Origin of the sequence: Streptacidiphilus jeojiensis (genome assembly GCF_042510965.1) — a bacterium.
In the GTDB taxonomy this organism is placed as follows: Bacteria; Actinomycetota; Actinomycetes; order Streptomycetales; family Streptomycetaceae; genus Streptacidiphilus; species Streptacidiphilus jeojiensis.
On sequence record NZ_JBEUKS010000006.1, the window covers coordinates 85,230 to 105,980 of the forward strand.

Genomic DNA, 20,751 nt, shown 5'->3' on the forward strand with positions numbered 1-20,751 from the left:
CCAAAAGACTGTTCAAGCGCTTCTACGATGACGCCCCTGAGACCTATGTTTCAGATCCATTGCTTCGTGGAACATCCTCGTGTCCTCGGGATCGAAGTTCTCTGCATCGACTTCCCAAGCAGGTTCTTCCTGCGCTCGTTGATGCTTTAAGAATTGCGTAACGACAGCGCGGTCTAGTGCATCAGTCATGCGCTCGTTACAATCCGCAGCTCGATGAAGCAGAGGCGAAGAAGTGGGTTGAAGCACAGCTCGCCGTAGCGCCTGCACTCCAACCCACTCAGCTCAAGCGGATCGCCGAGATTATCAGCGGTAAACCACCTGGAGCCTAGATGAGTCGAACTTCGGCCCCCGCTTGGTGGCCGGATTCAGGATGATCGCCTCGAAGTTCTCGTCGAGGATGTCGCGTTGCTGTTCCAGCTCCAAGCTCGGCCAGCGCTCCACGATGTCCAATTCGCTTGGCCGTGCGGTCTTACGCAGGTAAGAACGACGTTCCTTGGAGAGCTGGGCAATGGTCTGCTCGACCTTGCGTACTTCCGGCCAGATGTAGGAACCCATGTCTGGGTTCTCCTTGAACTGGTCGAGTAAACTCGCCTTGGTGGCCTCGTGTGCTTTGAGTTCATCTTCGTTGGGCCATGGTGCAGCCTCGATAATGACTTCCTGTTGCGCTAGCCGGGCAAGCACCAGCTCCGTAATGAGCTTGTCAATGGCTTTCCCGGCGCCGGTCACTTTATGGCAGGTATCACAGACGTACTCGTGCGCTCCCTTGGGCTTGGCGTTGCCGCGCAGCCTGCTGCCGCAGTTGCCGCACCGAAGATGGCCCGAGCAGAGGTACTTGAGGTTGCCGACATAGCGGCTAGCTCCCGGACGGTCCGGGCCGGCCAAGAGGTTCACGACGTTGCGCCAGGTCCTCTCGTCCAAGATGCTGTCGTATTGGCCCTTGACTGGGTTGCCCTCGGCGTCGCGGTAGTAGCGCTCGGGGAGTGGCACCGCTGGTCCACCGTAGACCCGCCAGCCCACGAGGCGCGGCGAGATCATCATGTGGATGAAGGTCGCCCGCACCCAGTAGTTGCCTTTGGGAGTGCGCACGTTCTGCTCTTCCCACTGCTTCAGCAGTCGGTAGGCCGGAACGCCGTCGAGTAGGCTGCAGGCTGCGTCGCGGATGTACTTGGCTTCTTCTGGGTCGGCGGTGCGCTTGTCTGCCATCCACCCGAAGGGGCGACTACCACTGACAGGGATGCCTTCGCGGGCCATTGCGCGATGGATATTGCGGACGCGGCGAGAAGTCGCGCTGGACTGCTTGCCCGCCATGGTCACCATGACACGGGCCATGTCGCGGCCGTTCTCGGTCAGAAGGTCGAGCGTGCCCGTGATGTCGATGATCGGGCGATGGAAGTGTTCAACCGTCTCGATGGCGTCTTCGAGATGCCGGTTGTCTCGGGTCAACCGGTCAATGTCATAGACGATGGAGCCGTCGATCTCAGTCGTGGCGGAGAGGCCGTCTACCGGCGTGAAGTACGTGGCCGGGGTCTGACCGTTCTTCAGATCCTTGAGCATCCCCTCGAAGACCGGGCGCACCACGCGGTAGGCGTGGCTACCGTCAGGTTGCCTGACTCGCTTCTTCTTCCAGGCCGAGGTGTCAGGTTCGTCGTAGGTGCCGACGTAGACTCCGCCGCGCTGTTCGACATACTCGCGACAGAGCTTCTCTTGCTCTTCCCGGTTATTGATGTCCGTCCCGCTGAAAGGGACTTCGGGGCGCTCACGGTCGGGGTGGATCTCGAAGGACAATCGAACCAGTCCGGCGAAGTGAAGGCCGGTCAGGTCGCCACGGCGGGCGTCGGCAAGGATGTTCGATTATTGCACTCGGTGATCTCCTGTTACTCATAGTAACATTGATCACCTCGTAATCAAATGTGCTGGTCCAGCAGCATGCCGATCAGCGCGGCCAGCGGGCTGCGGCTGAGCAGCGCGTCGGCCTCCTCGTTCTGGGCGAGGCGGAGGGCGGTCGCCATCGCGTGCTCCTTCGTTCGGTTCGTTCGGTTCGTTCGGCGGACGGTCGATGGTCCGGTGACCTTCCGGTCCATTGTCCGCGCGCAGCGACCGGCGGGCACGTTCGCCACCCCTGAACTGGTGATACGTCAGATTGCCGGGGCGGCGGCCATGTAAGTTTCACAACCCTTTGACGACACTTACCGGCAGCTGTCACGATGCGGAGCCCGTGGCATCCGCGGTGCGCCCGGCGCACCGACTCCAAAGGGGGAGACCGGACCGCATGAGAGTTGCAAACCGATCGGCCCGCTCGCGGCTGGGACGCGCCGCAGCGGCCTGCGCAGCGGCCCTGGCCGCGGCGTTCGCCGCGACCGCGCCCAGCGCCCACGCCGAGGCCTCCGGGCCCGCCGTCGACGTCACCGTCAACGCCCAGGAGGGGCTGGGCACCATCCCGGCCACCGCCTACGGCCTCAACAGCGCGGTATGGGACGCCCAGATGAACACCCCGGCGGTGGCCGGGCTGCTGGGTCAGGCCGGGGTCGGCGTGCTGCGCTACCCCGGCGGCTCCTACGGCGACATCTACCACTGGCAGACCAACACCGCCCCCGGCGGCTACGTCGCGCCGGGCACGGACTTCGACGCGTTCATGGGCACGGTGAAGACGATCGGCGCCCAGCCGATGCTGATCGCCGACTACGGCTCCGGGACACCCCAGGAGGCGGCCGACTGGGTCCGCTACGCGAACATCACCAAGGGCTACGGCGCCAAGTACTGGGAGATCGGCAACGAGATCTACGGCAACGGCTACTACGGCAGCGGCTGGGAGACCGACACCCACACCGACAAGAGCCCGACCGCCTACGCGGACAACGTGGTCCAGTACGCCTCGGCGATGAAGGCCGTCGACCCCAGCATCAAGATCGGCGCCGTGCTCACGCTGCCCGGCAACTGGCCGGACGGGGTGCTGGCCGCGGGCGACGCCGCCGACTGGAACCGCACCGTGCTCTCCATCGCCGGCAGCGCGGTCGACTTCGTCATCGTGCACTGGTACCCCGGCGGGCAGGGCGCCGCCACCATGCTCGCCGAACCGGCCCAGCTGACCGGCGAGTTGGCGCAGCTGCGGCAGGAGATCGACCAGTACGCCGGCGCCAACGCGGCCAACCTCCAGGTGGCGCTCACCGAGATCAACTCCAACCAGTACGAGGACACCCAGCCGGACGCGCTGTTCGGGGCCGACGCCTACTTCACCGCGCTGGAGGACGGCGTCTTCACCGCGGACTGGTGGGACACCCACAACGGCGCCACCGCCGTCGGCACCGCACCGGACGGGGCGACGGACTACGGCGACTACGGGATCCTGTCCAGCGGCGGCTGCGTCGGCACGACCTGCGAACCGGCGATGAACACGCCGTTCCCGACCTACTTCGCGCTCAGCATGCTGAGCAAGGTGGGCCGCCCGGGCGACACCCTGGTCCGGGCCAGCACCGACCAGCAACTGGTGGCCGCGCACGCGGTCCGGCAGGCCAACGGCGACCTCGCCGTGGACCTGGTCAACAAGGACCCGGACCACACCTACACGGTGAACCTGCACTACACCGGCTACAGCCCGAGCACGGCCACGCCCACCGTCTACAGCTACGCCGACGAGGGAACCGCGATCACCAGCGCGGCGCAGGGCAGCAGTTCGACGCAGACGCTGCCGCCGTACTCGATCGAGACGGTCGTGCTGACGCCGTCCGGCCAGAACGCCACCGCGCTCACCGCGCCGGGGGCTCCCACGGTCAGCGCCGTCACCGACACCTCGGCGACCGTCAACTGGCCCGCCTCCAGCGGCGGCGCGGTGACCCGCTACGGGGTGTACCGGCAGGTCGGCACCGTCAGCGAGCTGCTGGCCGAGTCCACCTCGACCGGAGCGACCCTGCACAACCTGGTGCCGGGGACCTCCTACACGGTGAACGTGCTGGCCACGGACCAGGCGGGGCATCTCTCCCAGCCCTCGGCGCCGCTGACCTTCACCACCGGCACGCCCAGCAGCAGCACCTGCGCCGCGTCGTACCAGTTCTCCGACGGCTGGGGCAGCGGCTGGGTCGCCAACATCACCGTCACCGACACCGGCCCGGCCGCGATCGACGGTTGGACGCTGAACTTCAGCTTCCCGGACGCCGGGGAGAGCGTCAGCTCGGGCTGGAACGGCAACTGGACGTCGACCGGAACGAGCGTCCGGGTCACCAGCCTGGACAGCAACGCCCAACTGGCCCCGTACTCCGGCAACTCCACCACCGTCGGCTTCGTCGGCAGCAACACCGGCGCCTACGGCCCGCCCACGGCGATCAGCCTCAACGGGACGGTCTGCACCACCACGTACACCTCCTGAGGGAGGCCCGGCATGCCGCCGGCGAGGGCCCCTGCGAGACCGCGGGGCCCTCGCCGGCTGTGCCCGTGCCTCAGCGGAGCAGCTTCCAGCGGCCGGGTTGGTCGGGCTCCGGGGGAGCCGGGGGAACCGGTGTGGACGTGTCCAGGTGCTCGACCAGCTCGGCGAGCTCCTCCACCGGCCGCTGGGCCACGGCGTTCAGCGTGCTGGCCGCCTGGGGTCCCATCAGCAGCGGGACCATGGCGGCGACATCCACCACCGGCCGCAACGTCGCCGCGGTGGTGAGGATCTCCTGGGCGTGGACGCGCTGGTTCGCCGCGCTGAGCAGCGTCACCAGCTGCAGCAGCTCCGGGACCGGTCGCTGCAGCGCGACGGTGCGCAGCAGCCGTCCGGCATCGCTGCGGGGAGCCTGGGCCGCGTCGGGACCGCCTTGGGCATGGAGTTCGTAGTCTTCTTCGTCGGCGTTCGCCTGGGTGCCGGCGTTCGCCTGAGCGTTGGCGCTGGCGATGGCGTTGGCGGAAATGGCGCGTGCCACAGGTGCCTCCTGATGTGGATGGTGCTGCTGGTCGGGATGGGCCGCACGGGGCGGCTGGAACGGTTGACGGGAAGTCAGGGCTGGTCACCTGATCGTTCGCCTGGCGGAGTCCTCTGCCCCGCTTGGCAGTTGGGGCTAACCAACCGCCTGGCCCGGAGCCCGCGGTTGCGCGGCCTCCCATGACCAGCCTGCGATCGTCACCCGATAGCGCCACCGGCGTGAACCATTCGGGCGACGGCGACGCATCACCTGTCACACCAGCCCCATCTGTCCCAACTCGGGCTGGGGCGGTCTGCCGCACCCGAGGTGTCGCACCGTCAGGTCGGCGCCACCCTTATATCGGACATATAAGACATAACGGTCAGTGTATGTCGGGCCAGTGGCCCCAACGTAGGGTCAGTGACCCCAAAACCCGGGCTGTGCAGCCGGGAGGGACGTTTCTTCGGCCCCCGACCGGTCACCCCTCGCGTCGGCGGCTGCCCGGGCCGGGCTGTACCCGTACCCGGGGGCGCTCGCCGAGGTCGTGTCCTGCTTCGCAGGTCACCGCCACCCGTACCGGGGCGCCGCAGTCGGCGTGGACCGGGAGGGCCGGGGGGCCCTGCGGGCCGGCGAGGTGGCGGTCGCCCCAGCCCATGAAGGCGAGCAGGATCGGCATCAACTCGCGCCCCGCGCGGCTGAGTCGGTACTCGTACCGCTCGCGGGAGCCCTCGGTCCGGTAGCCGGTGCGGACCGCCAACTCCGCATCGACCAGCGCCGCGAGCCGCTTGGAGAGCACATTGCGGGCGATGCCGAGGTGTGTGGTCAGGTCGTCGAAGCGGTTGACGCCGTTCGCCAGGTCGCGCAGTACCAGCAGCGTCCAGCGGTCGCCGACCAGCGCCAGGGTGCGCGCGATCGAGCAGGTCTCGCTGTCGAAGGCGCTGTACTCCGGGATGGCCCACCCTGTGCTGTTGCTCATAGCGGCATTCTACCGAGCTGAGTTGCTAAAGAGAACTCAGCTGGCCTAGCGTGGGCGTGCAGCCCGAACGGGGCGTAGCCCGAACGCCGAGCGGACGAACGAGGGGCCACGACGATGACCGACACCGGTACCGAGCAGGCACAGACGTCGCAGACGGTCCGCGAGCGCGCGTACAGCTGGTCCGATCCGATGGAGACGGCCGGGATCGCGGCCGGTCTCAGCGGGATGGAGTTCTTCGAGGCGATGGCGAAGGGTCTGGTCCCGCCCCCGCCGATCCTGAACACCCTGGACTTCGACGGCGTCTCCTTCGAGGAGGGGCGTGTCGAGTTCCGGCTCACGCCCAAGGAGTTCCACTACAACCCGATCGGCTCGGTGCACGGTGGGGTGTTCGCCACCCTGCTGGACTCGGCCTGCGGCTGTGCCGTGCACACCCGGCTTCCGGTCGGCGTCTTCTACACCAGCCTCGACCTCTCGGTGAAGTTCCTGCGCCCGGTCTCCGTCGCCACCGGCACGATCACCGCGGTGGGCTCGGTGGTCCACCTCGGCCGCCGTACCGCGCTGGCCGAGGCGCGACTGCTGGACGCGGCGGGCAAGGTCTGCGCGACGGCGACCAGCAGCTGCCTGATCATGCGCCCCGGCGACTGAGAGAGATGCCTGCTGTCCGCATCGCGGACGAGTGTCCGCCCGAGGTTCGGCGTCCGATGTCCGGCACCCGGCACCCGGCTCAGCGGGTTCCGGCGGTGGCGCTGGTGTGCGGTACGTCCTGGAGTCGGGCGAAGTCGGCGCTGATATCGCCCGCGGCCTGCAGCAGCAGCGGCAGATGGTGCTCCAGCAGGCGCTCCACTGTCGTCTCCGCCGAGTGGCAGTTGACGTTGATCCCGGCGATGACCCGCCCCGATCCGTCCCGCAGCGGAGCCGCCACCGACCGGATGCCGAGGGTGAGTTGCTCGTCCGTCAGCGCCCAGCCGCGGGCCCGCACGTCCCTCAGCTCGGCGTCGCGTTCGGTCCGGTCGGGCTGCCAGCGGGGAACCAGGCCGGAGCGGGTCGGCTCCGCCAATACCGCGTCCAGCTCGTCCGGTGGCAGTGCTGCGAGCTGCACCTTTCCCAGTGAGGTGGCGAGCGCCGGGAAGCGGGTGCCGATCTGCACCGCCAGTGACACGATCTTCGGGACCGACACCCGGGCCACATAGACGATGTCCGAGCCGTCGAGCTGGGCGATCGAGCAGGACTCGTCGGTACGGGCCACGAGCCGCTCCAGGTGCGGCCGGGCCACCTCCCACAGTCCCATCGAGTGCACGTACGCCATGCCGAGTTCGAGGACCCGGGGGGTCAGCGAGTAGCCGCGCTCGGCCGCCCGCACGTACCCGAGCTCCTCCAGGGTGAGCAGGATCCGCCGGGCGGTGGGACGGGCCAGCCCGGTGGCGGTGGACACTTCGGCGAGCGTCATCGCGGGACGGTGCGGCCGGAACGCCGCGATCACCTCCAGGCCGCGTGCCAGTGCCTCGATGAAGTCGGGACCTGTTCCCTCACGTGGCATCACGGACCTCCTCACGATCGTTCTCCGCTGCCCTCCTGTGCAGGATAGCCGCCGTTGTCCGCGAGGCGGACATCCATCCATCAGGACCGTCGGGCCGGGGAGGGCGGCGGATTTACCACGGTCGCCAGGGGTGGGGAGCGCCTTGACAGTCACTGGGGACAGCGCGCAGGATCAAGCGGACGAGTGTCCGTTCTGCGGACATCGCTCGGCAAGGAGAGGAAGCGACCATGTCCACCCACCCGCAGCAGGCGAGCGGCCGGCAGCAGAGCGCCCAGCCACCGACCGGAGCGGCGCGACCGCTGGAGGGGCTGCTGATAGCGGACTTCTCCCGAGTCCTGGCAGGCCCGTACAGCACGATGCTGCTGGCGGACCTGGGGGCCACCGTGATCAAGGTGGAGGGCCCCGGCGGGGACGACACCCGCAGCTGGAAGCCGCCGGTGCGGGAGGACGTGTCGACGTACTACCTGGCCGTCAACCGCAACAAGCGCTCGGTCGTGCTGGACTTCAAGGACTCCGACGACCTGGCCGCCGCGCAGGAGCTCGCGGCCCGTGCGGACGTGGTCATAGAGAACTTCAAGCCCGGTGGCCTGCTGCGCTTCGGTCTCGACTACGACACCGTCCGGAGCCGCAACGAGTCCGTCGTCTACTGCTCGATCAGCGGGTTCGGTACCAGCGGGGGAGCCGGCCTGCCCGGCTACGACCTCATCGTCCAGGCGGTCTCCGGCCTGATGAGCCTGACCGGGGACCCCGAGGGTCCCGGCTACCGGGCCGGGATCTCGGTCTTCGACGTGATGACCGGGTTGCACGCCACGATCGGCATCCTCGCCGCCGTGCACCACCGCACCGCCACCGGTCAGGGGCAGCAGATCGAGGTGAACCTGCTCTCCTCGGCCCTGTCCGCGCTGGTCAACCACACCTCCGCCTATGTCGCGGGCGGCGTGGTGCCGAGCCGGATGGGCAACGCCCACCCGAGCCTGTTCCCGTACGAGCCGCTGCCCACCGCGGACAAGGACCTCATCGTCACCGCCGGGAACGACGGCCAGTTCCGCAAGCTCTGCGGCGCGCTCGGCGTCCCGGAGCTGGCCGACGACGACCGCTTCCGTCGCACCGAGGACCGCACCGCCAACCGGGAGCTGCTGCGCCCGCTGCTGGTCGACCGCCTGGCGCTGAAGCCCGCGGACGAGTGGTTCCGGCTGCTCTCGCAGGCCGGGGTGGCCTGCGGTCCCATCAACACGGTCGCGGGAGGCGTCGAGCTCGCCCGCGACCTCGGCCTGCACCCGGTGGTGACGGTCGGGGAGGGCGACGGAGCCGTTCCGGTGATCCGCAACCCGATCACCTTCTCGGAGACCCCGCCGCAGCACCTGCTGCCGGCGCCGGCCCTCGGCGAGCACACCGACGAGATCAAGGCGTGGCTGGCCGTGCCGCAGCCGGACACCCACAGTCACCCCCGGAACTACCCCGCCGCCACCCCAGCCCCCACGCCCGACCCGCAGCAGGCACAAGGAGCCGACCGATGACCGCCTCCCTCCCCGTCCCCGGAAGCTCCGCGCTGGACTTCCCGACCTCGCTCGGAACCTCCGACCCGACCACGATCCGGCTGCTCGGCCAGGACCTCTCCCAGGACCTGCTGGGCAGGGTCGGCTTCGGCGAGCTCGCCTTCTGGCTGGCGACCCTGCGCCGCCCGACGCCCGGGGAGACCCGGGTCTTCGAGTCCGTGCTGGTCGCCCTCGCCGACCACGGGTTCACCCCGACCGCCATCGCCGCCAGGCTCACCTTTCTCAGTGCTCCCGACGCGATCCAGGGAGCGCTCGCGGCCGGCCTGCTGGGGGGAGGCTCCCGCTTTCTCGGCGTCACCGAGGACACCGGACGCTTCCTCGCCGAGGTACTGGCCGCCGCCGAGCAGGCTCCCCGGACCGACGAGGAGTTCGACGAGCTGGCCCGCCGGGCCGTCGGCCGTTACCGCGCGGAACGCCGGATCGTCCCGGGCCTGGGCCATCCCGTCCACAAGGAGCAGGACCCGCGTACGCCGGTCATCATCGCCATCGCCGAGGAGGAGCGGCTGCGCGGCCCGCACCTGCGCCTGTTCGAGGCAGTCGGCCGGGTCCACCCGGAGGTCCTGGGCCGCCGGCTGCCGCTGAACGGGGCGGGCGTCTGCGGGGCGGCGCTCGCCGACCTCGGCCTGCCGGTGGAGCTGCTGCGCGGCTTCGCCCTGCTGGCCCGCGCCGCCGGCCTGCTCGGGCACCTCGCCGAGGAGCTGCGCCGGCCCATCGCCAACGACGTCTACATGGCCGTGGACCGCAATGCCCGTTACGTTTCCCCTGAGGGCTCAGAGGGCTCAGAGGGCTCAGAGGGCTCAGAGAGCACGGAGACCGCGTGAGCACCGCGGCCGTCCCGTTCCCGGGCTGAGCGTCAGGGGATCGAGGTGGGAGCAGTGAACGGATCCGACGACGGGCTCGATGCGGCCCGCGGCTGGCCCCGCAGCCTTCGCCCTACCCGGGCCGGAGCGGGGCTCGGCCCGGCCAGCGGGGCCGCCGTCCTCGCCGAGGCGACCGCTGCGGTCGGCCCCGGCGCAGTCGCCTGGGCGGTCGAGGTCGGTCATGACATGGCGACGGCGGTGATCGCCGCCGTCCCCGAACTGGGCGGTGGGGAAGGACCGTTCGAGACACTGCGGATGGGCACCGAGTCAGTGGCCCTGCGCGCGCTGGTGACCCTGGTCGCCGACGGCGCCACCAGCCCGCTCACCGACGAGGCCCTGCTGGGCGACCGCGATTTCGTCCGGCGCGGAGTGCCGTTGGACAAGGTGCTGCGAGGGATCCACCTCGGCCATGCCGCCATGGCCCGGGCCTTCATGGCAGCCTGCGAGGCGACCGTGGCCGAGGCCGACCGGTCGGCGCAGATGAAGCGCGTCTCGGAGACCCTGTTCGAGTTCATCGACGGCTTCTCCTCCGGCATGGCCGAGGAGTACCTGGCCGAGCGCGACCGCTGGGTCACCAGCAGTGCGGCGGCGCGGGAGGAGACGGTCCGCTCGATCCTGGAGGAGTCCCCGGTCGACATCGGAACCGCGAGCCGGACCCTCGACTACGACCTGCGGCGCGAGCACCTCGCCCTGACCGCCTGGTGCCATCCCGCCACGGGTGCCGAGGCCTCCGAACTCCAGCGGGCTGCTGTGGAGTTCCTGAGAGCCCGGCGCTGTGTCACGACCCTGGTGGTGCCGATCGGGCGCACCGGACTGTGGGCATGGGGAGCCCGTACCGCCCAGGGGAACACCGCAGCGAACCCCGCAGCGAGCCCCGCGGAGGATCCCGTGGCGGACGCCGCAGCGGATCCCGAAGGGCACCCCTCCGTGCAGATGGCCTGCGGATCGCCGGCGAGCGGACTCGACGGCTTCCGCCGGAGCCATGAGGAGGCCGTCCTCGCCGAACGGACCGCCCGGCTGAGCAGCCGGCCCCGGTCCGGCGTCACGCACTACCGCGACGTCGAGCTGGCGTCCCTGCTCACCGGCGACCTCGACCGGGCCCGGCGCTTCGTTCAGCGCGAGTTGGGGCCGCTGGCGGACGACACCCCGCACGCCGAGGAACTGCGCGAGACGCTGCGCCACTATCTGCAGGCGGAACGCAGCCTGCTGAAGGCCGCCGCGCGGATGCACGTCGCCCGCAACACCGTCACCTACCGGGTCAAGCGGGCGGAGCAGTTGCTCGGGCACGGCGTTGCTGATCGTCATCTGGAAGTGCAGGCCGCCCTGACGGTGGCTCATGTCGTAGGCTCGGCCGTGTTGCGCGAGGAGCCCGCCACCCCGCGCCGGCGGTGATCAGCCGCAGACTGGTCCACCGGGCCAAACCCGGGTGTCCGGCTTGGCCGCGCAGCCCGAGAGGTGGCCCCGTGCCCTGGTGTTCACTTCTCGGAAACGTACTGACACCACCGAGGAGCGAATCATGACCGAGACCCTCGACAGCAGCCGGCAGGCCTCGCCCGAGCAGGCCGCCCTCCCCTCGCGTCTGCACCACACCGCCTATGTCACCAAGGACCAGGAGGCGACCCGTGCGTTCTACGAGGAGGTCATCGGCCTGCCGCTGACAGCGACGTGGAAGGAGAGCGACGAGCTCTTCGGCGCGGTGCGCACCTACTGCCACACCTTCTACGGGCTCGGTGACGGCGGTGCGCTCGCCTTCTTCCAGTTCGTCGACCCGGCGGACCAGGAGCAGTTCGGTCCGGAGATGCCGCACTCCCCGTTCCAGCACATAGCGTTGAAGGTCAGCGAGGAGACCCAGGACGCGATAGCCGCCCGGCTGAAGGCCGCCGACTGGAAGCCGGAGCAGACCTATGTGCTCGAGCACGGCTACTGCCGCTCGCTCTACACGGAGGACCCCAACGGTCTGCTGCTGGAGTTCACCCTGGACGCGCCCGGTGTCGAGGACTCGGCCGAGGCCCGACGGGCGTCGGCCAGGGCCGAGCTGAAGTCCTGGATCGAGGGCGACCACCACAGCAACAACAACTGGCGCTGAACCCGCGGGCGGGGGACGGGGAGCGGGAGAGACAGGGACAGGGACAGGGAGGACATCGTGCACAGGTCGCCGACGCCGACGGTGGTACTGGTGCACGGCGCCAACCACGACGGATGGTGCTGGACCCCGGTGCTGGAGCGGCTGGACCGAGCCGGGGTGCGCGCTCGCACCGTCGACCTGCCGCTCGACTCCTACGACGCCGACACCCGGGCGGTACGGGACGCGGTCGCTGACGCGCGGGTGCACGGCCCGGTCGTGCTGGTCGCGCACAGCTACGGCGGCCTGCCGGTGTCCGCCGGCGGCCATGCCGCCGACCGGCTGGTCTTCGTGGCAGCCAGGATGCCGCTGCCCGGCCGGTCGCCGGCCGCCCTCACCCCCGAGTGGAACCACCCGGGCTTCCGCGAGAGCTGGTCCGTGCGCGCGGACGGGGCCGTCACCCTGACCGCGGCCGCCCGGGAGGTGCTGTACTCAGGGTCGCCGCCCGCCCTGGCGGAGTCGGCGGCCCGGCGCTGGCGGCCGATGTGGAGCCGGGTGCCCGAGCAGCCGCTCGCCGACCCGGCCTGGTGCACCGTCCCCAGCCTGTACGTGGTGTGCCTGCGGGACCGCACCGTCCGCGTGGAGGCGCAGCGCGCCTGCGCCGAGCGGGCCGAGGAGCAGGTCGCGCTGGACTGCGACCACTCGCCCTTCTTCTCGGCTCCGGACGAGCTCACCGAGGTCCTGGTCCGGCAGGCTGCGAGCGTCGGTTCCGACCATGACCGTACCGACCGCGCCGATGCCGGGACCAGGCGGAGTACGGTGCCCGGCTGGTGATCAGCCGGTGCGGTCCAGCACGGCCGCACGGGCCGACTGCGCGTCCCCGGCGGCGAGGGCGAGGGCCGCCAGGGCCCGGCAGTCCTCCAGGGTGTGCTCCGACAGGGTGGCGCGCACCTCGCCCAGACAGGACGGGGCCGCCGACAGGCTGGTCACCCCCAGCCCCACCAGCACCAGGGCCAGCAGCGGGTCCGCGGCCGCCTCGCCGCAGACGCCCACCGGGCGGCCACGGCGTCCGCCCTCCTCTGCCGTCATCCGCACCAGGTCCAGCAGCGCGGGCTGCCAGGGGTCGAGCAGCGCGGCGAGGGAACCGAGGGTGCGGTCGGCAGCGAAGGTGTACTGGGCCAGATCGTTGGTGCCGATGCTGAGGAAGTCGCAGGCGTCGGCCATGGCGCCGGCGCGCAGTGCGGCGGCGGGAACCTCCACCATGGCTCCGGCGACCGGAAGGCCGTGGGCGCGGACCCGCGCCGCGAAGTCCGCCGCCTCGCGCGGCACCGACACCATCGGCGCCATCACCCAGACCTCGGCACCGGAGGCGGCCGCTGCCGCTGCCACAGCCGCGAGTTGAGTGTCGATCAGTTCCGGGTCGCGGGCCGCCGTGCGGAGCCCCCGGATGCCGAGGGCCGGGTTCTGCTCATCGCCCGCGTTCACGAAGGGCAGCGGCTTGTCGGCCCCCGCGTCCAGGGTGCGGACCACCACGCGCCGACCCGCGAAGGCGTCGAAGACCTGACGGTAGGCGGCCGTCTGCTCCTCCAGGCCCGGCGCCTCGGCCCGGTCCAGATAGAGGAATTCGGTGCGGAACAGGCCCACGCCCTCGCAGTCGGCCGCTGCGGCGCTGGAAAGCTCCTGCAGCGCACCGAGGTTGGCGAGGAGCTTCACCGGGTGGCCGTCGGCGGTGCGCCCGGGGCCGTGGACGCGTCCGGCGCGCTCCCGGCGTCGCTGCTCGCGGGCGGCGGCGGAGGCCACCGCCTCGGGGGCCGGGTCGAGTCGGACCGTGCCGGCGGCGGCGTCGACCAGGACCGGACGCCCTTCGGTGAGGGTGTTCGCGTCACCGCAGCCGACGACGGCAGGCAGTCCCAGGGCCTTGGCCAGGATGGCGGTGTGGCTGGTCGGTCCGCCGCGCTCGGTGACCAGCGCCAGGACCTGGGCCGGGTCGAGCAGCGCGGTGTCGGCGGGTGCGAGGTCTTCGGCGACCAGCACGAACGGATGGCCGGGGGCGGGCAGTCCCGGCATCGGCAGCCCCAGCAGCCGGGCGACGGCTCGGTTGCGCAGGTCGTCCAGATCGGCGGCGCGTTCGGCGAAGTACCCGCCCGCAGCTTCCAGCGCGGCGCGGAACTCGCCGAAGGCGGCGTCCAGGGCGTGCGCGCCGTCCCGGCCGCCGCGGATCAACTCGGCCACCCGCTCGGCGAGTACCGGGTCGGCCGCCATCATGCCCTGCGCCGCGAGGACCTCGGCCGCGGCGGCTCCGGCCGTCGCCGCGCGGGACTCCAGGTCGGTGACGACGTCCCGCAGCGCAGCGAGGGTGGCCCCGGCCTCGGCGGCGGTGTCGACCACGGTGCGGGGTTCGGGCAGCGGCGGCACCGGCGCCATCCGCGCCACCGGTCCGGTGACACTGCCGATGCCGACGGCTATGCCGGTCAGCACCGTGGTCACGACTGCTCCGGTGCGTCGAAGTCACGGGCGACCAGGGTGGCGAGTTCCTCCAGCGCCTGCTCGGCCTGCGGGCCCTCGTCCTCGGCGGAGAGCACCACGGTGTCGCCGTGGCGCGCACCGAGGGCGAGCACCGAGAGCAGGCTGCGCGCGTCGACCGCGGTGCCGCCCTCCCGGGCGACGCTGATCCGCACCGGCTGCCGGGCGGCGGCCTGGACGAACAGGGAGGCGGGGCGGGCGTGCAGGCCGCTGCTGGAACCTACGGCGACCGAGCGCTGGGGCATGGGAATCCCTCCAGGGACAGATCCGGGGACGGGTGGGGCTGCGGGTGGTATCGCAGGTGGGGAGCTGATGGTCGGTCAGGGCGGATGCTCGGCCCCGCGAGCCGGGGGAGCGCGCGGGGCCGGGCGGATCGGAGGCGGATCGGGGCAGGATGGGTGCCCGGATCAGCCGACCAGTGCCTCGTGGTTGACGGCCGGCTTGTCGGCGGTGGCTCCGGTACCGGCTCCAGCTCCGTCCGCGGCCGCAGCGCCAGCCGCACCCTCGGCCCCGCCGGCGACCTCGGCCCGGCCGATCTGCTTGGCCCCGATGACGCAGGCCGCACCCACCAGCACACCCGCTGCGATGGCCAGCAGGTAGAGCCCGGGCCGGCCGATCAGGCCGATCACCCAGAGCCCGCCGTGCGGGGCCCGCGAGGTGGCGCCGAAGGCCATGGACAGGGCGCCGGTGGTGGTGCTGCCCGCCATCAGCGAGGGGAGCACCCGCAGCGGGTCGGCCGCGGCGAAGGGGATCGCGCCCTCGGTGATGAACGAGGCGCCGAGCAGCCAGGCCGCCTCTCCGGCCTTGCGCTCGCTTTCGCCGAACAGCTTCGGTCGCACCACGGTGGACAGTGCCATCGCGATCGGCGGCACCATACCGGCCGCCATCACGGCGGCCATGACCTTGAGGTCGCCGCTGGCGAGGCTGCCGACACCGAAGGTGTAGGCGACCTTGTTGACCGGGCCGCCGAGGTCGAAGGCCATCATCAGCCCCAGCAGCGCGCCCAGCAGGATCGCGTTGGTGCCGGAGAGCCCGCCGAGCCAGTCGGTGAGCCCCCGCTGCGCCGCCGCGATCGGCTCGCCGATGACCACCAGCATCAGCACGCCCATGATCAGGGTCGAGACCAGTGGGATGACCACCACCGGCATGATGCCGGCGATCGCACGCGGCGGCTTGTACCTGGTCAGTGCCAGCACCAGGGCACCGGCCAGCAGGCCGCCGACCAGGCCGCCGAGGAAGCCGGCGCCGATCGCCGAGGCCAGCAGCCCGGAGACGATTCCGGGCACCAGGCCCTGACGGTCCGCCATGGCGTAGGCGATGAAGCCGGCCAGGACGGGCACCAGCATGGAGAACGCGGTGGAGCCGATCTTGAACAGCACCCCGGCGTACCCGGCCTGGTCGATGAGCTTGGACAGGTCGGTCACGCCCGGGTAGGTGTGGCCCTGGAACACGCCGCCGTTGACCTTCATGGCGACCTCGGCGCCGCCGAACATGAAGGCCAGCGCGATCAGGATGCCGCCCGCCGCGACGAACGGGATCATGTAGCTGACGCCGGTCATCATCCACTGGCGCAGATGGGTGCCGAAGCGGGCGGCCGAGGAGCGCTGGTCCGACGGGGCGGCTGCGCCGGCCGGGACCGCCGGGGCCGGGGCCGGCGCGTCACCGGGAGCAGCCGCCGCGTTCGCGGGGGCGGCCTGCCGGACGGCCTCCTCGGCGCGGGCCAGCAGTTCGGCCGAGCCGCTGATGGCCTTCTTGACCGGCACCTCGACGGTCGGCTTGCCGGCGAACCGGTCCCGGCCGCGCACCTCGACGTCGACAGCGAAGATCACGGCGTCGGCCTCGGCGATCTGATCCGGCGTCAGCGGGACGGCGCCCGCCGCCCCCTGGGTCTCCACGGTGATCTGGTGGCCGGCGTCCTTGGCCGACTGCTCCAGGGCCTCGGCGGCCATGTAGGTGTGGGCGATGCCGGTGGGGCATGCGGTGACGGCTACGAGTCTCATCTGCCCAGCACCTCCTTGTTGACGAGGTCGACGACGGCCTGCGGGTCGGATGCGTCGCGCAGGGCCTGCCGGAAGGAGGCGTGCACCAGGCGGCGGGCCAGCGAGGCCAGGATGGTGAGGTGGTCGGTGTCGCCGCCCGCCGGGGCGGCGATGAGGAACACCAGGTCGGCGGGGCCGTCCTCGGCGCCGAAGTCGACTCCGGCGGTGCTGCGGCCGAACGCCAGCGAGGGTTCGGTGACATGGGCGGAGCGGGCATGGGGGATGCCGATGCCGCCCTCGATGCCGGTGGGCATCTGCTCCTCGCGGGCCCGCACGTCGGCGAGGAACCCGGCGAGGTCGGTGACCCTGCCGTCGGACGCCAGCCGGGAGGCCAGGGAGAAGGCCACCTCATGGCGATCTGCGGCCCTGAGGTCGAGATCCACGAAATCGGGGGTGATCAGATCGGACATGGCGTCAGTTCCGTTCGGTGAGCGGGTGGTTGGGGTCGAAGTCCGGGTCGAGGTGGACGCCCGCCCGGTCCAGGTGTTCGCGGCCGGGCATCCGGCTGCCGGGGAGCGAGGTCGCAGCGGCGCCCCAGGCGACGGCCTCGGCCAGGGCCCCGGTACCGCCGTCGCCGGCCGAGAGGTAGCCGGCGAGCAGCGCGTCGCCCGCGCCCACGGCGCTGCGGGGCTCGGCGACCCGGGCCCGGCCGTGCACCGCGCCCGAACCGTCCACCAGCAGCGCTCCGTCGGCGCCCAGGCTGGCCAGTACGGTGCGGGCACCGCGGTCGCGCAGCGCCAGCGCGGCGGCGACGGCCTCGCCGAGGGTGGTGACCGGCAGCCCCGACGCCTCGGCCAGCTCGGCGCGGTTGGGTTTGACCAGGTCCGGACCGGCGGCGAGGGCGGCGACCAGCGGTACGCCGCTGGAGTCGACGGCGATCAGCGGTCCGCCTGCCTCGCGGATCCGGCCGATCAGCCGGGCGTAGAGGTCGTCCGGCGCCCCCGGGGGGAGGCTGCCGCTGAGCGCGACCCAGGCGGCTCCCTGGCCGGCCCGGACGGCGGCCTCGGCGAGCGCGTCCAGTTCCTGCGGGGTGAGCACCGGGCCCGGCTCGTTGATCTTGGTGACCGTGCCGTCGGGTTCGACCACGCTGATGTTGACCCGGATCTCGCCGAGCACCGGCACCGCGAGGACCTCGACCCCCTGGGGCGCGAGCAGTTCGGCCAGCCGGCTGCCGACGATTCCGCCGCAGGGCAGCACCGCCACGGTCTTGCGGCCGTTGGCCGCCAGCGCCCGGGAGACGTTGACGCCCTTCCCGCCGGGGTCGGTGCGCCGGGCCGTGGCCCGCAGCACGGCGCCGCGGTGCAGGTCCGGGACCTCAAGGGTGCGGTCCAGGCTGGGGTTGGGGGTCAGCGTGACGATCATGCGCGCACCACCCGGGGGCCGGCGTCGGAGAGCTCGTCGGCGACCTCGGCGTCCAGGCCCGAATCGGTGATCACCACGTCGACCTCGTCCACCCGGCCGAAGCGGGCGAAGTGGTCGGCGGCGAACTTGGTGTGGTCGGCCAGCACCACCGTGCGTCGGGCGCTGGCCATCATCTGCCGCTTGACGTCGGCCTCGGCGGAGTCGGGCGTGGTCAGCCCGCGCTGCACGGAGATGCCGTTGGTGCCCATGAAGGCCACGTCGACATAGGTGTCGGCGAGCGGGTTCCGGGTCCATTCACCGACCATCGCGTGGGTGCGCGAACGCACCCGGCCGCCGACGATGAAGAGGTTGATGTTGGGGCGGTTGGCCAGCAGGGCCGCGATGGCCAGTCCGTTGGTGACCACGGTGAGTTCGCGGTCGGCGGGCAGTTGCTCGGCCAGCCGGGCGGTCGTGGTCCCCGCGTCGAGCAGGATCGACCCCTCGTCGGGAAGCTCGGCGACCGCCGCCTTGGCGATGCGCTCCTTCTCCCCGATCAGGGCGGCCGCCCGTTGGGCCAGACCGGGCTCGAACCCGAGCCGTTCGACCGGGATGGCCCCGCCGTGGACCCGGCGCAGCAGGCCCTGCCGCTCCAGCATGGTCAGATCGCGCCGGATGGTCTCGGTGGCGACGTCGAGCCCCGATGCGAGGGCTGTGACGTCGACCCGGCCGTCCCGCCGCGCCTGCTCCACGATGAGCTGGTGACGCTCCTCCGCGTACATGTGGTTTCACCGCCGTTAGAAGCTTGTTTCGAATGGTTTTACGCCCGGTTGCGAGGGCCGTCAAGAGTTTCGGGCAATAAAACACACACTCGGGCATGAACCACAGGGATAACCACATGGGACGGCAGGGAGATCCCATGCCTCCACAGGTGTGCGATGCTCGGGCGGTGATCCGTTCCACTCCGCGCAACCCCGTCGGCGCGCATGTCCCGGTCGCCGGCCGGGGGCTGGCCGGTACCGGCCTGGCCTACGCCGACAAGGTGGGGGCCGAGAGCGTGCAGGTCTTCGTCGCCAACCCGCGCGGCTGGGCCGCCCCGACCGGCAACCCGGAGCAGGACCGGGCCTTCCGCGCCGGCTGCGCCGAGCGCGGGATCTCCGCCTATGTGCACGCGCCGTACCTGATCAACTTCGGCTCCGACTCCGCGGCGACCCGCGAGCGCTCCGGCGAGTCGCTGCGCCACTCGCTGAGCCGCGGCCGTGCGATCGGCGCGGCGGGAGTGGTGGTGCACACCGGCTCGGCGGTGGGCGGCAGCCGGACGGCGGCACTGCGCCAGGTCCACGACGGCATGCTGCCGCTGCTGGACGAGCTGGACGGCTACGGCGAGGACGCGCCCTGGCTGCTGCTGGAACCCACGGCCGGGCAGGGCAGCTCACTGTGCTCGCGGATGGCGGACCTCGCCGAGTACGTCGACGCGCTGGAGCGCCACCCCAGGGTCGGCGTCTGCCTGGACACCTGCCATGCCTTCGCGGCCGGCCACGACCTGGCCGCCCCCGGTGGCACGGCGCGGATGCTGGACGAACTGGTCGCCGCGGCCGGTCCCGGTCGGCTGCGGCTGATCCACGCCAACGACTCCAAGGACGTGGCCGGAGCCCGCAAGGACCGCCACGCCAACATCGGCGCCGGTCACATCGGCGCGGAGCCCTTCGGCGAACTCTTCACCCACCCGGCCACCGACGGGGTCCCGCTGATCATCGAGACCCCGGACGACCGCCACGCCCCCGACCGGATCGAGGGCGCCCTGCACACCAGGGACATCGACCGCCTCAAGCAGCTGCGCCGGGGCCCCGACGCTCAGCCGGCGACCGCCCCGACCGCCCCAGCCCTGACCGCGCCGGCGCCCGAGGCGCCCGCAGCGCCGGTGCGCAGTCCCGGCTGGGTGCTCTCGCGCACCTCCAGCTCGTAGCGGCAGAGGATGTCCCGGTGGCCGATCGGGACCGTCGACTCCATCCGCTCGATCAGCGCGTTCACCGCCAGTGCGGCCATGTCCGCGTAGTCCGGGGCGATGGTCGTCAGGGTGGGGATGGTGAACCGGCCCTCCTCGATGCCGTCGAACCCGGCCAGGCCGAAGTCCTCGGGGGCGTGCAGGCCCCGGCAGTGCGCGGCGCGCAGCGCGCCGATGGCGAGCACGTCGGCGAAGCAGTACAGCGCGTCCGGCTTCAGCCCCCGCGCGAAGATCTGCTCGGCCGCCTCGGCGCCGGCCGCCTTGCCGTAGGCGGTGGTGGCGATGACCGGGGCCAGCCGCTGGTCGTAGGCCAGACCCGCCTCGGTCAGCGCCCTGCGGTAGCCGTTGAACCGCATCGCGGCCATGGCCGCCGCCTGCGGCGGGGCGTCCTGCCGTCCGATCACCGCGATCCGTCGGTAGCCCTGCTCGATCAGGTGCGCGGTCATCCGCTGAGAGGCCGTCAGATTGTCGAACATGACGTGGTCGCAGTCGCCGTCGTAGTCGTGCTCGCCCAGCAGCACCAGCGGGACGGTACGGCCGCGCCGGTCCAACTGCCGCGGGTCCAGGGCCAGCGGCGCCATGATGACGCCCTCGATCAGCGGATCGCGCAGCCCCTCGGCCGCGTTCAGCTCGTCCCCGGCGTTGCCGCCGGTCTCCTCGATCAGCAGGGTGTAGCCGGCCTGTCGGGCGGCGCTGATCATCGCGGTGGCGACCTCGGCGAAGTACGGGTTGCGCAGGTCGGGCACGGCGAGGGCGACCACGTTGGACCGGCCGCTGCGCAGTCGTCGGGCCGAGAGGTTGGGGCGGTAGCCGATCTCCTCGATGACCTGGAGCACCCGGGCCGAGGTCTCCGCCGACACCTTGCCGGTCACCCCGCGGAGCACATTGGAGACCGTCTTGATCGACACTCCGGCCCGGGCCGCGACGTCGTGCAAGGTGGGCTCACCCACGGGGTTCCTCCAGATGTCGGTCCACTGAGACTTT

17 protein-coding genes and 2 pseudogenes are annotated in these 20,751 nt (G+C 71.4%); 8 read left to right on the forward strand and 11 right to left on the reverse strand.

Annotated elements, in window-relative coordinates:
* Positions 1 to 303: 303 nt before the first annotated feature.
* Both ABUW04_RS18005 and ABUW04_RS18010 read right to left on the reverse strand, forming a co-directional pair.
* Complete coding sequence (locus ABUW04_RS18005; protein ID WP_380565714.1) at positions 304 to 1,785, reverse strand: recombinase family protein; 1,482 nt, start codon at positions 1,783 to 1,785, stop codon at positions 304 to 306.
* Positions 1,786 to 1,907: 122 nt separating this feature from the next.
* Positions 1,908 to 2,009 (reverse strand): annotated as a pseudogene (locus ABUW04_RS18010) (HhH-GPD-type base excision DNA repair protein); the annotation flags it as partial.
* A 260-nt stretch (positions 2,010 to 2,269) separates the two neighbouring features.
* On the opposite strand from ABUW04_RS18010, the gene ABUW04_RS18015 reads away from it, so the two are divergent.
* Positions 2,270 to 4,360, forward strand: coding sequence for a cellulose binding domain-containing protein (locus ABUW04_RS18015; protein ID WP_380565715.1), 2,091 nt, complete (start codon positions 2,270 to 2,272; stop codon positions 4,358 to 4,360).
* 70 nt (positions 4,361 to 4,430) lie between these two features.
* On the opposite strand, the gene ABUW04_RS18020 is transcribed toward ABUW04_RS18015, so the two are convergent.
* Together ABUW04_RS18020 and ABUW04_RS18025 are read right to left on the reverse strand one after the other, a co-directional pair.
* Positions 4,431 to 4,892, reverse strand: coding sequence for a hypothetical protein (locus ABUW04_RS18020; RefSeq protein WP_380565716.1), 462 nt, complete (start codon positions 4,890 to 4,892; stop codon positions 4,431 to 4,433).
* 457 nt (positions 4,893 to 5,349) lie between these two features.
* Positions 5,350 to 5,847: a winged helix-turn-helix transcriptional regulator gene (locus ABUW04_RS18025; protein WP_380565717.1), complete on the reverse strand. Its 498-nt coding sequence runs from the start codon at positions 5,845 to 5,847 to the stop codon at positions 5,350 to 5,352.
* 114 nt (positions 5,848 to 5,961) lie between these two features.
* Between ABUW04_RS18025 and ABUW04_RS18030 the strand changes: the two genes are divergently transcribed.
* The gene (locus ABUW04_RS18030; RefSeq protein WP_030256955.1) at positions 5,962 to 6,492 is read left to right on the forward strand and encodes a PaaI family thioesterase; all 531 of its coding nucleotides are present in this window, start codon (positions 5,962 to 5,964) and stop codon (positions 6,490 to 6,492) included.
* Positions 6,493 to 6,571: 79 nt separating this feature from the next.
* Here the strand turns inward: ABUW04_RS18030 and ABUW04_RS18035 are convergent, their stop codons facing one another.
* Positions 6,572 to 7,384, reverse strand: a complete 813-nt coding sequence (locus tag ABUW04_RS18035; protein WP_380565718.1) for an IclR family transcriptional regulator domain-containing protein — start codon at positions 7,382 to 7,384, stop codon at positions 6,572 to 6,574.
* 227 nt (positions 7,385 to 7,611) lie between these two features.
* On the opposite strand from ABUW04_RS18035, the gene ABUW04_RS18040 reads away from it, so the two are divergent.
* From ABUW04_RS18040 to ABUW04_RS18060, 5 genes are all read left to right on the forward strand, one after another.
* Positions 7,612 to 8,901 carry a CaiB/BaiF CoA transferase family protein gene (locus ABUW04_RS18040; protein WP_380565719.1) on the forward strand — a complete coding sequence of 430 codons (1,290 nt, stop codon included), beginning with the start codon at positions 7,612 to 7,614 and terminating at the stop codon, positions 8,899 to 8,901.
* Positions 8,898 to 9,761 (forward strand): citryl-CoA lyase, encoded by an 864-nt coding sequence (locus tag ABUW04_RS18045; RefSeq protein ID WP_380565720.1) that lies wholly within the window; start codon positions 8,898 to 8,900, stop codon positions 9,759 to 9,761. Before ABUW04_RS18040 ends, ABUW04_RS18045 begins: the two co-directional genes overlap by 4 nt.
* Before the next feature lie 54 nt (positions 9,762 to 9,815).
* Positions 9,816 to 11,192, forward strand: a complete 1,377-nt coding sequence (locus ABUW04_RS18050) for a PucR family transcriptional regulator (RefSeq protein WP_380565721.1) — start codon at positions 9,816 to 9,818, stop codon at positions 11,190 to 11,192.
* Between the two features lie 124 nt (positions 11,193 to 11,316).
* The gene (locus ABUW04_RS18055; protein ID WP_380565722.1) at positions 11,317 to 11,886 is read left to right on the forward strand and encodes a VOC family protein; all 570 of its coding nucleotides are present in this window, start codon (positions 11,317 to 11,319) and stop codon (positions 11,884 to 11,886) included.
* Between the two features lie 57 nt (positions 11,887 to 11,943).
* The gene (locus ABUW04_RS18060; protein ID WP_380565723.1) at positions 11,944 to 12,696 is read left to right on the forward strand and encodes an alpha/beta fold hydrolase; all 753 of its coding nucleotides are present in this window, start codon (positions 11,944 to 11,946) and stop codon (positions 12,694 to 12,696) included.
* On the opposite strand, the gene ptsP is transcribed toward ABUW04_RS18060, so the two are convergent.
* The 5 genes and pseudogenes from ptsP to ABUW04_RS18085 form a co-directional block, all read right to left on the reverse strand.
* Positions 12,697 to 14,349: a phosphoenolpyruvate--protein phosphotransferase gene (ptsP, locus tag ABUW04_RS18065; RefSeq protein ID WP_380565724.1), complete on the reverse strand. Its 1,653-nt coding sequence runs from the start codon at positions 14,347 to 14,349 to the stop codon at positions 12,697 to 12,699.
* Positions 14,346 to 14,630: an HPr family phosphocarrier protein gene (locus ABUW04_RS18070; protein ID WP_030256936.1), complete on the reverse strand. Its 285-nt coding sequence runs from the start codon at positions 14,628 to 14,630 to the stop codon at positions 14,346 to 14,348. The genes ptsP and ABUW04_RS18070 overlap by 4 nt, the downstream gene beginning before the upstream one ends.
* Positions 14,631 to 14,792: 162 nt before the next feature.
* Positions 14,793 to 16,834 (reverse strand): annotated as a pseudogene (locus ABUW04_RS18075) (PTS fructose transporter subunit IIABC).
* 4 nt (positions 16,835 to 16,838) lie between these two features.
* The gene (locus tag ABUW04_RS18080) at positions 16,839 to 17,786 is read right to left on the reverse strand and encodes a 1-phosphofructokinase family hexose kinase (RefSeq protein WP_380565725.1); all 948 of its coding nucleotides are present in this window, start codon (positions 17,784 to 17,786) and stop codon (positions 16,839 to 16,841) included.
* Positions 17,783 to 18,544 (reverse strand): DeoR/GlpR family DNA-binding transcription regulator, encoded by a 762-nt coding sequence (locus ABUW04_RS18085; protein ID WP_030256920.1) that lies wholly within the window; start codon positions 18,542 to 18,544, stop codon positions 17,783 to 17,785. The genes ABUW04_RS18080 and ABUW04_RS18085 overlap by 4 nt, the downstream gene beginning before the upstream one ends.
* A 137-nt stretch (positions 18,545 to 18,681) precedes the next feature.
* Here ABUW04_RS18085 and ABUW04_RS18090 point away from each other — a divergent pair, with 137 nt between their 5' ends.
* Entirely contained in the window at positions 18,682 to 19,728 is a 1,047-nt protein-coding gene (locus ABUW04_RS18090) for a deoxyribonuclease IV (RefSeq protein ID WP_380565726.1), read from the forward strand.
* Here ABUW04_RS18090 and ABUW04_RS18095 read toward each other — a convergent pair.
* Positions 19,617 to 20,717, reverse strand: a complete 1,101-nt coding sequence (locus ABUW04_RS18095; RefSeq protein WP_380565727.1) for a LacI family DNA-binding transcriptional regulator — start codon at positions 20,715 to 20,717, stop codon at positions 19,617 to 19,619. The two genes, ABUW04_RS18090 and ABUW04_RS18095, sit on opposite strands and share 112 nt — an antisense overlap.
* Positions 20,718 to 20,751 lie beyond the last annotated feature (34 nt).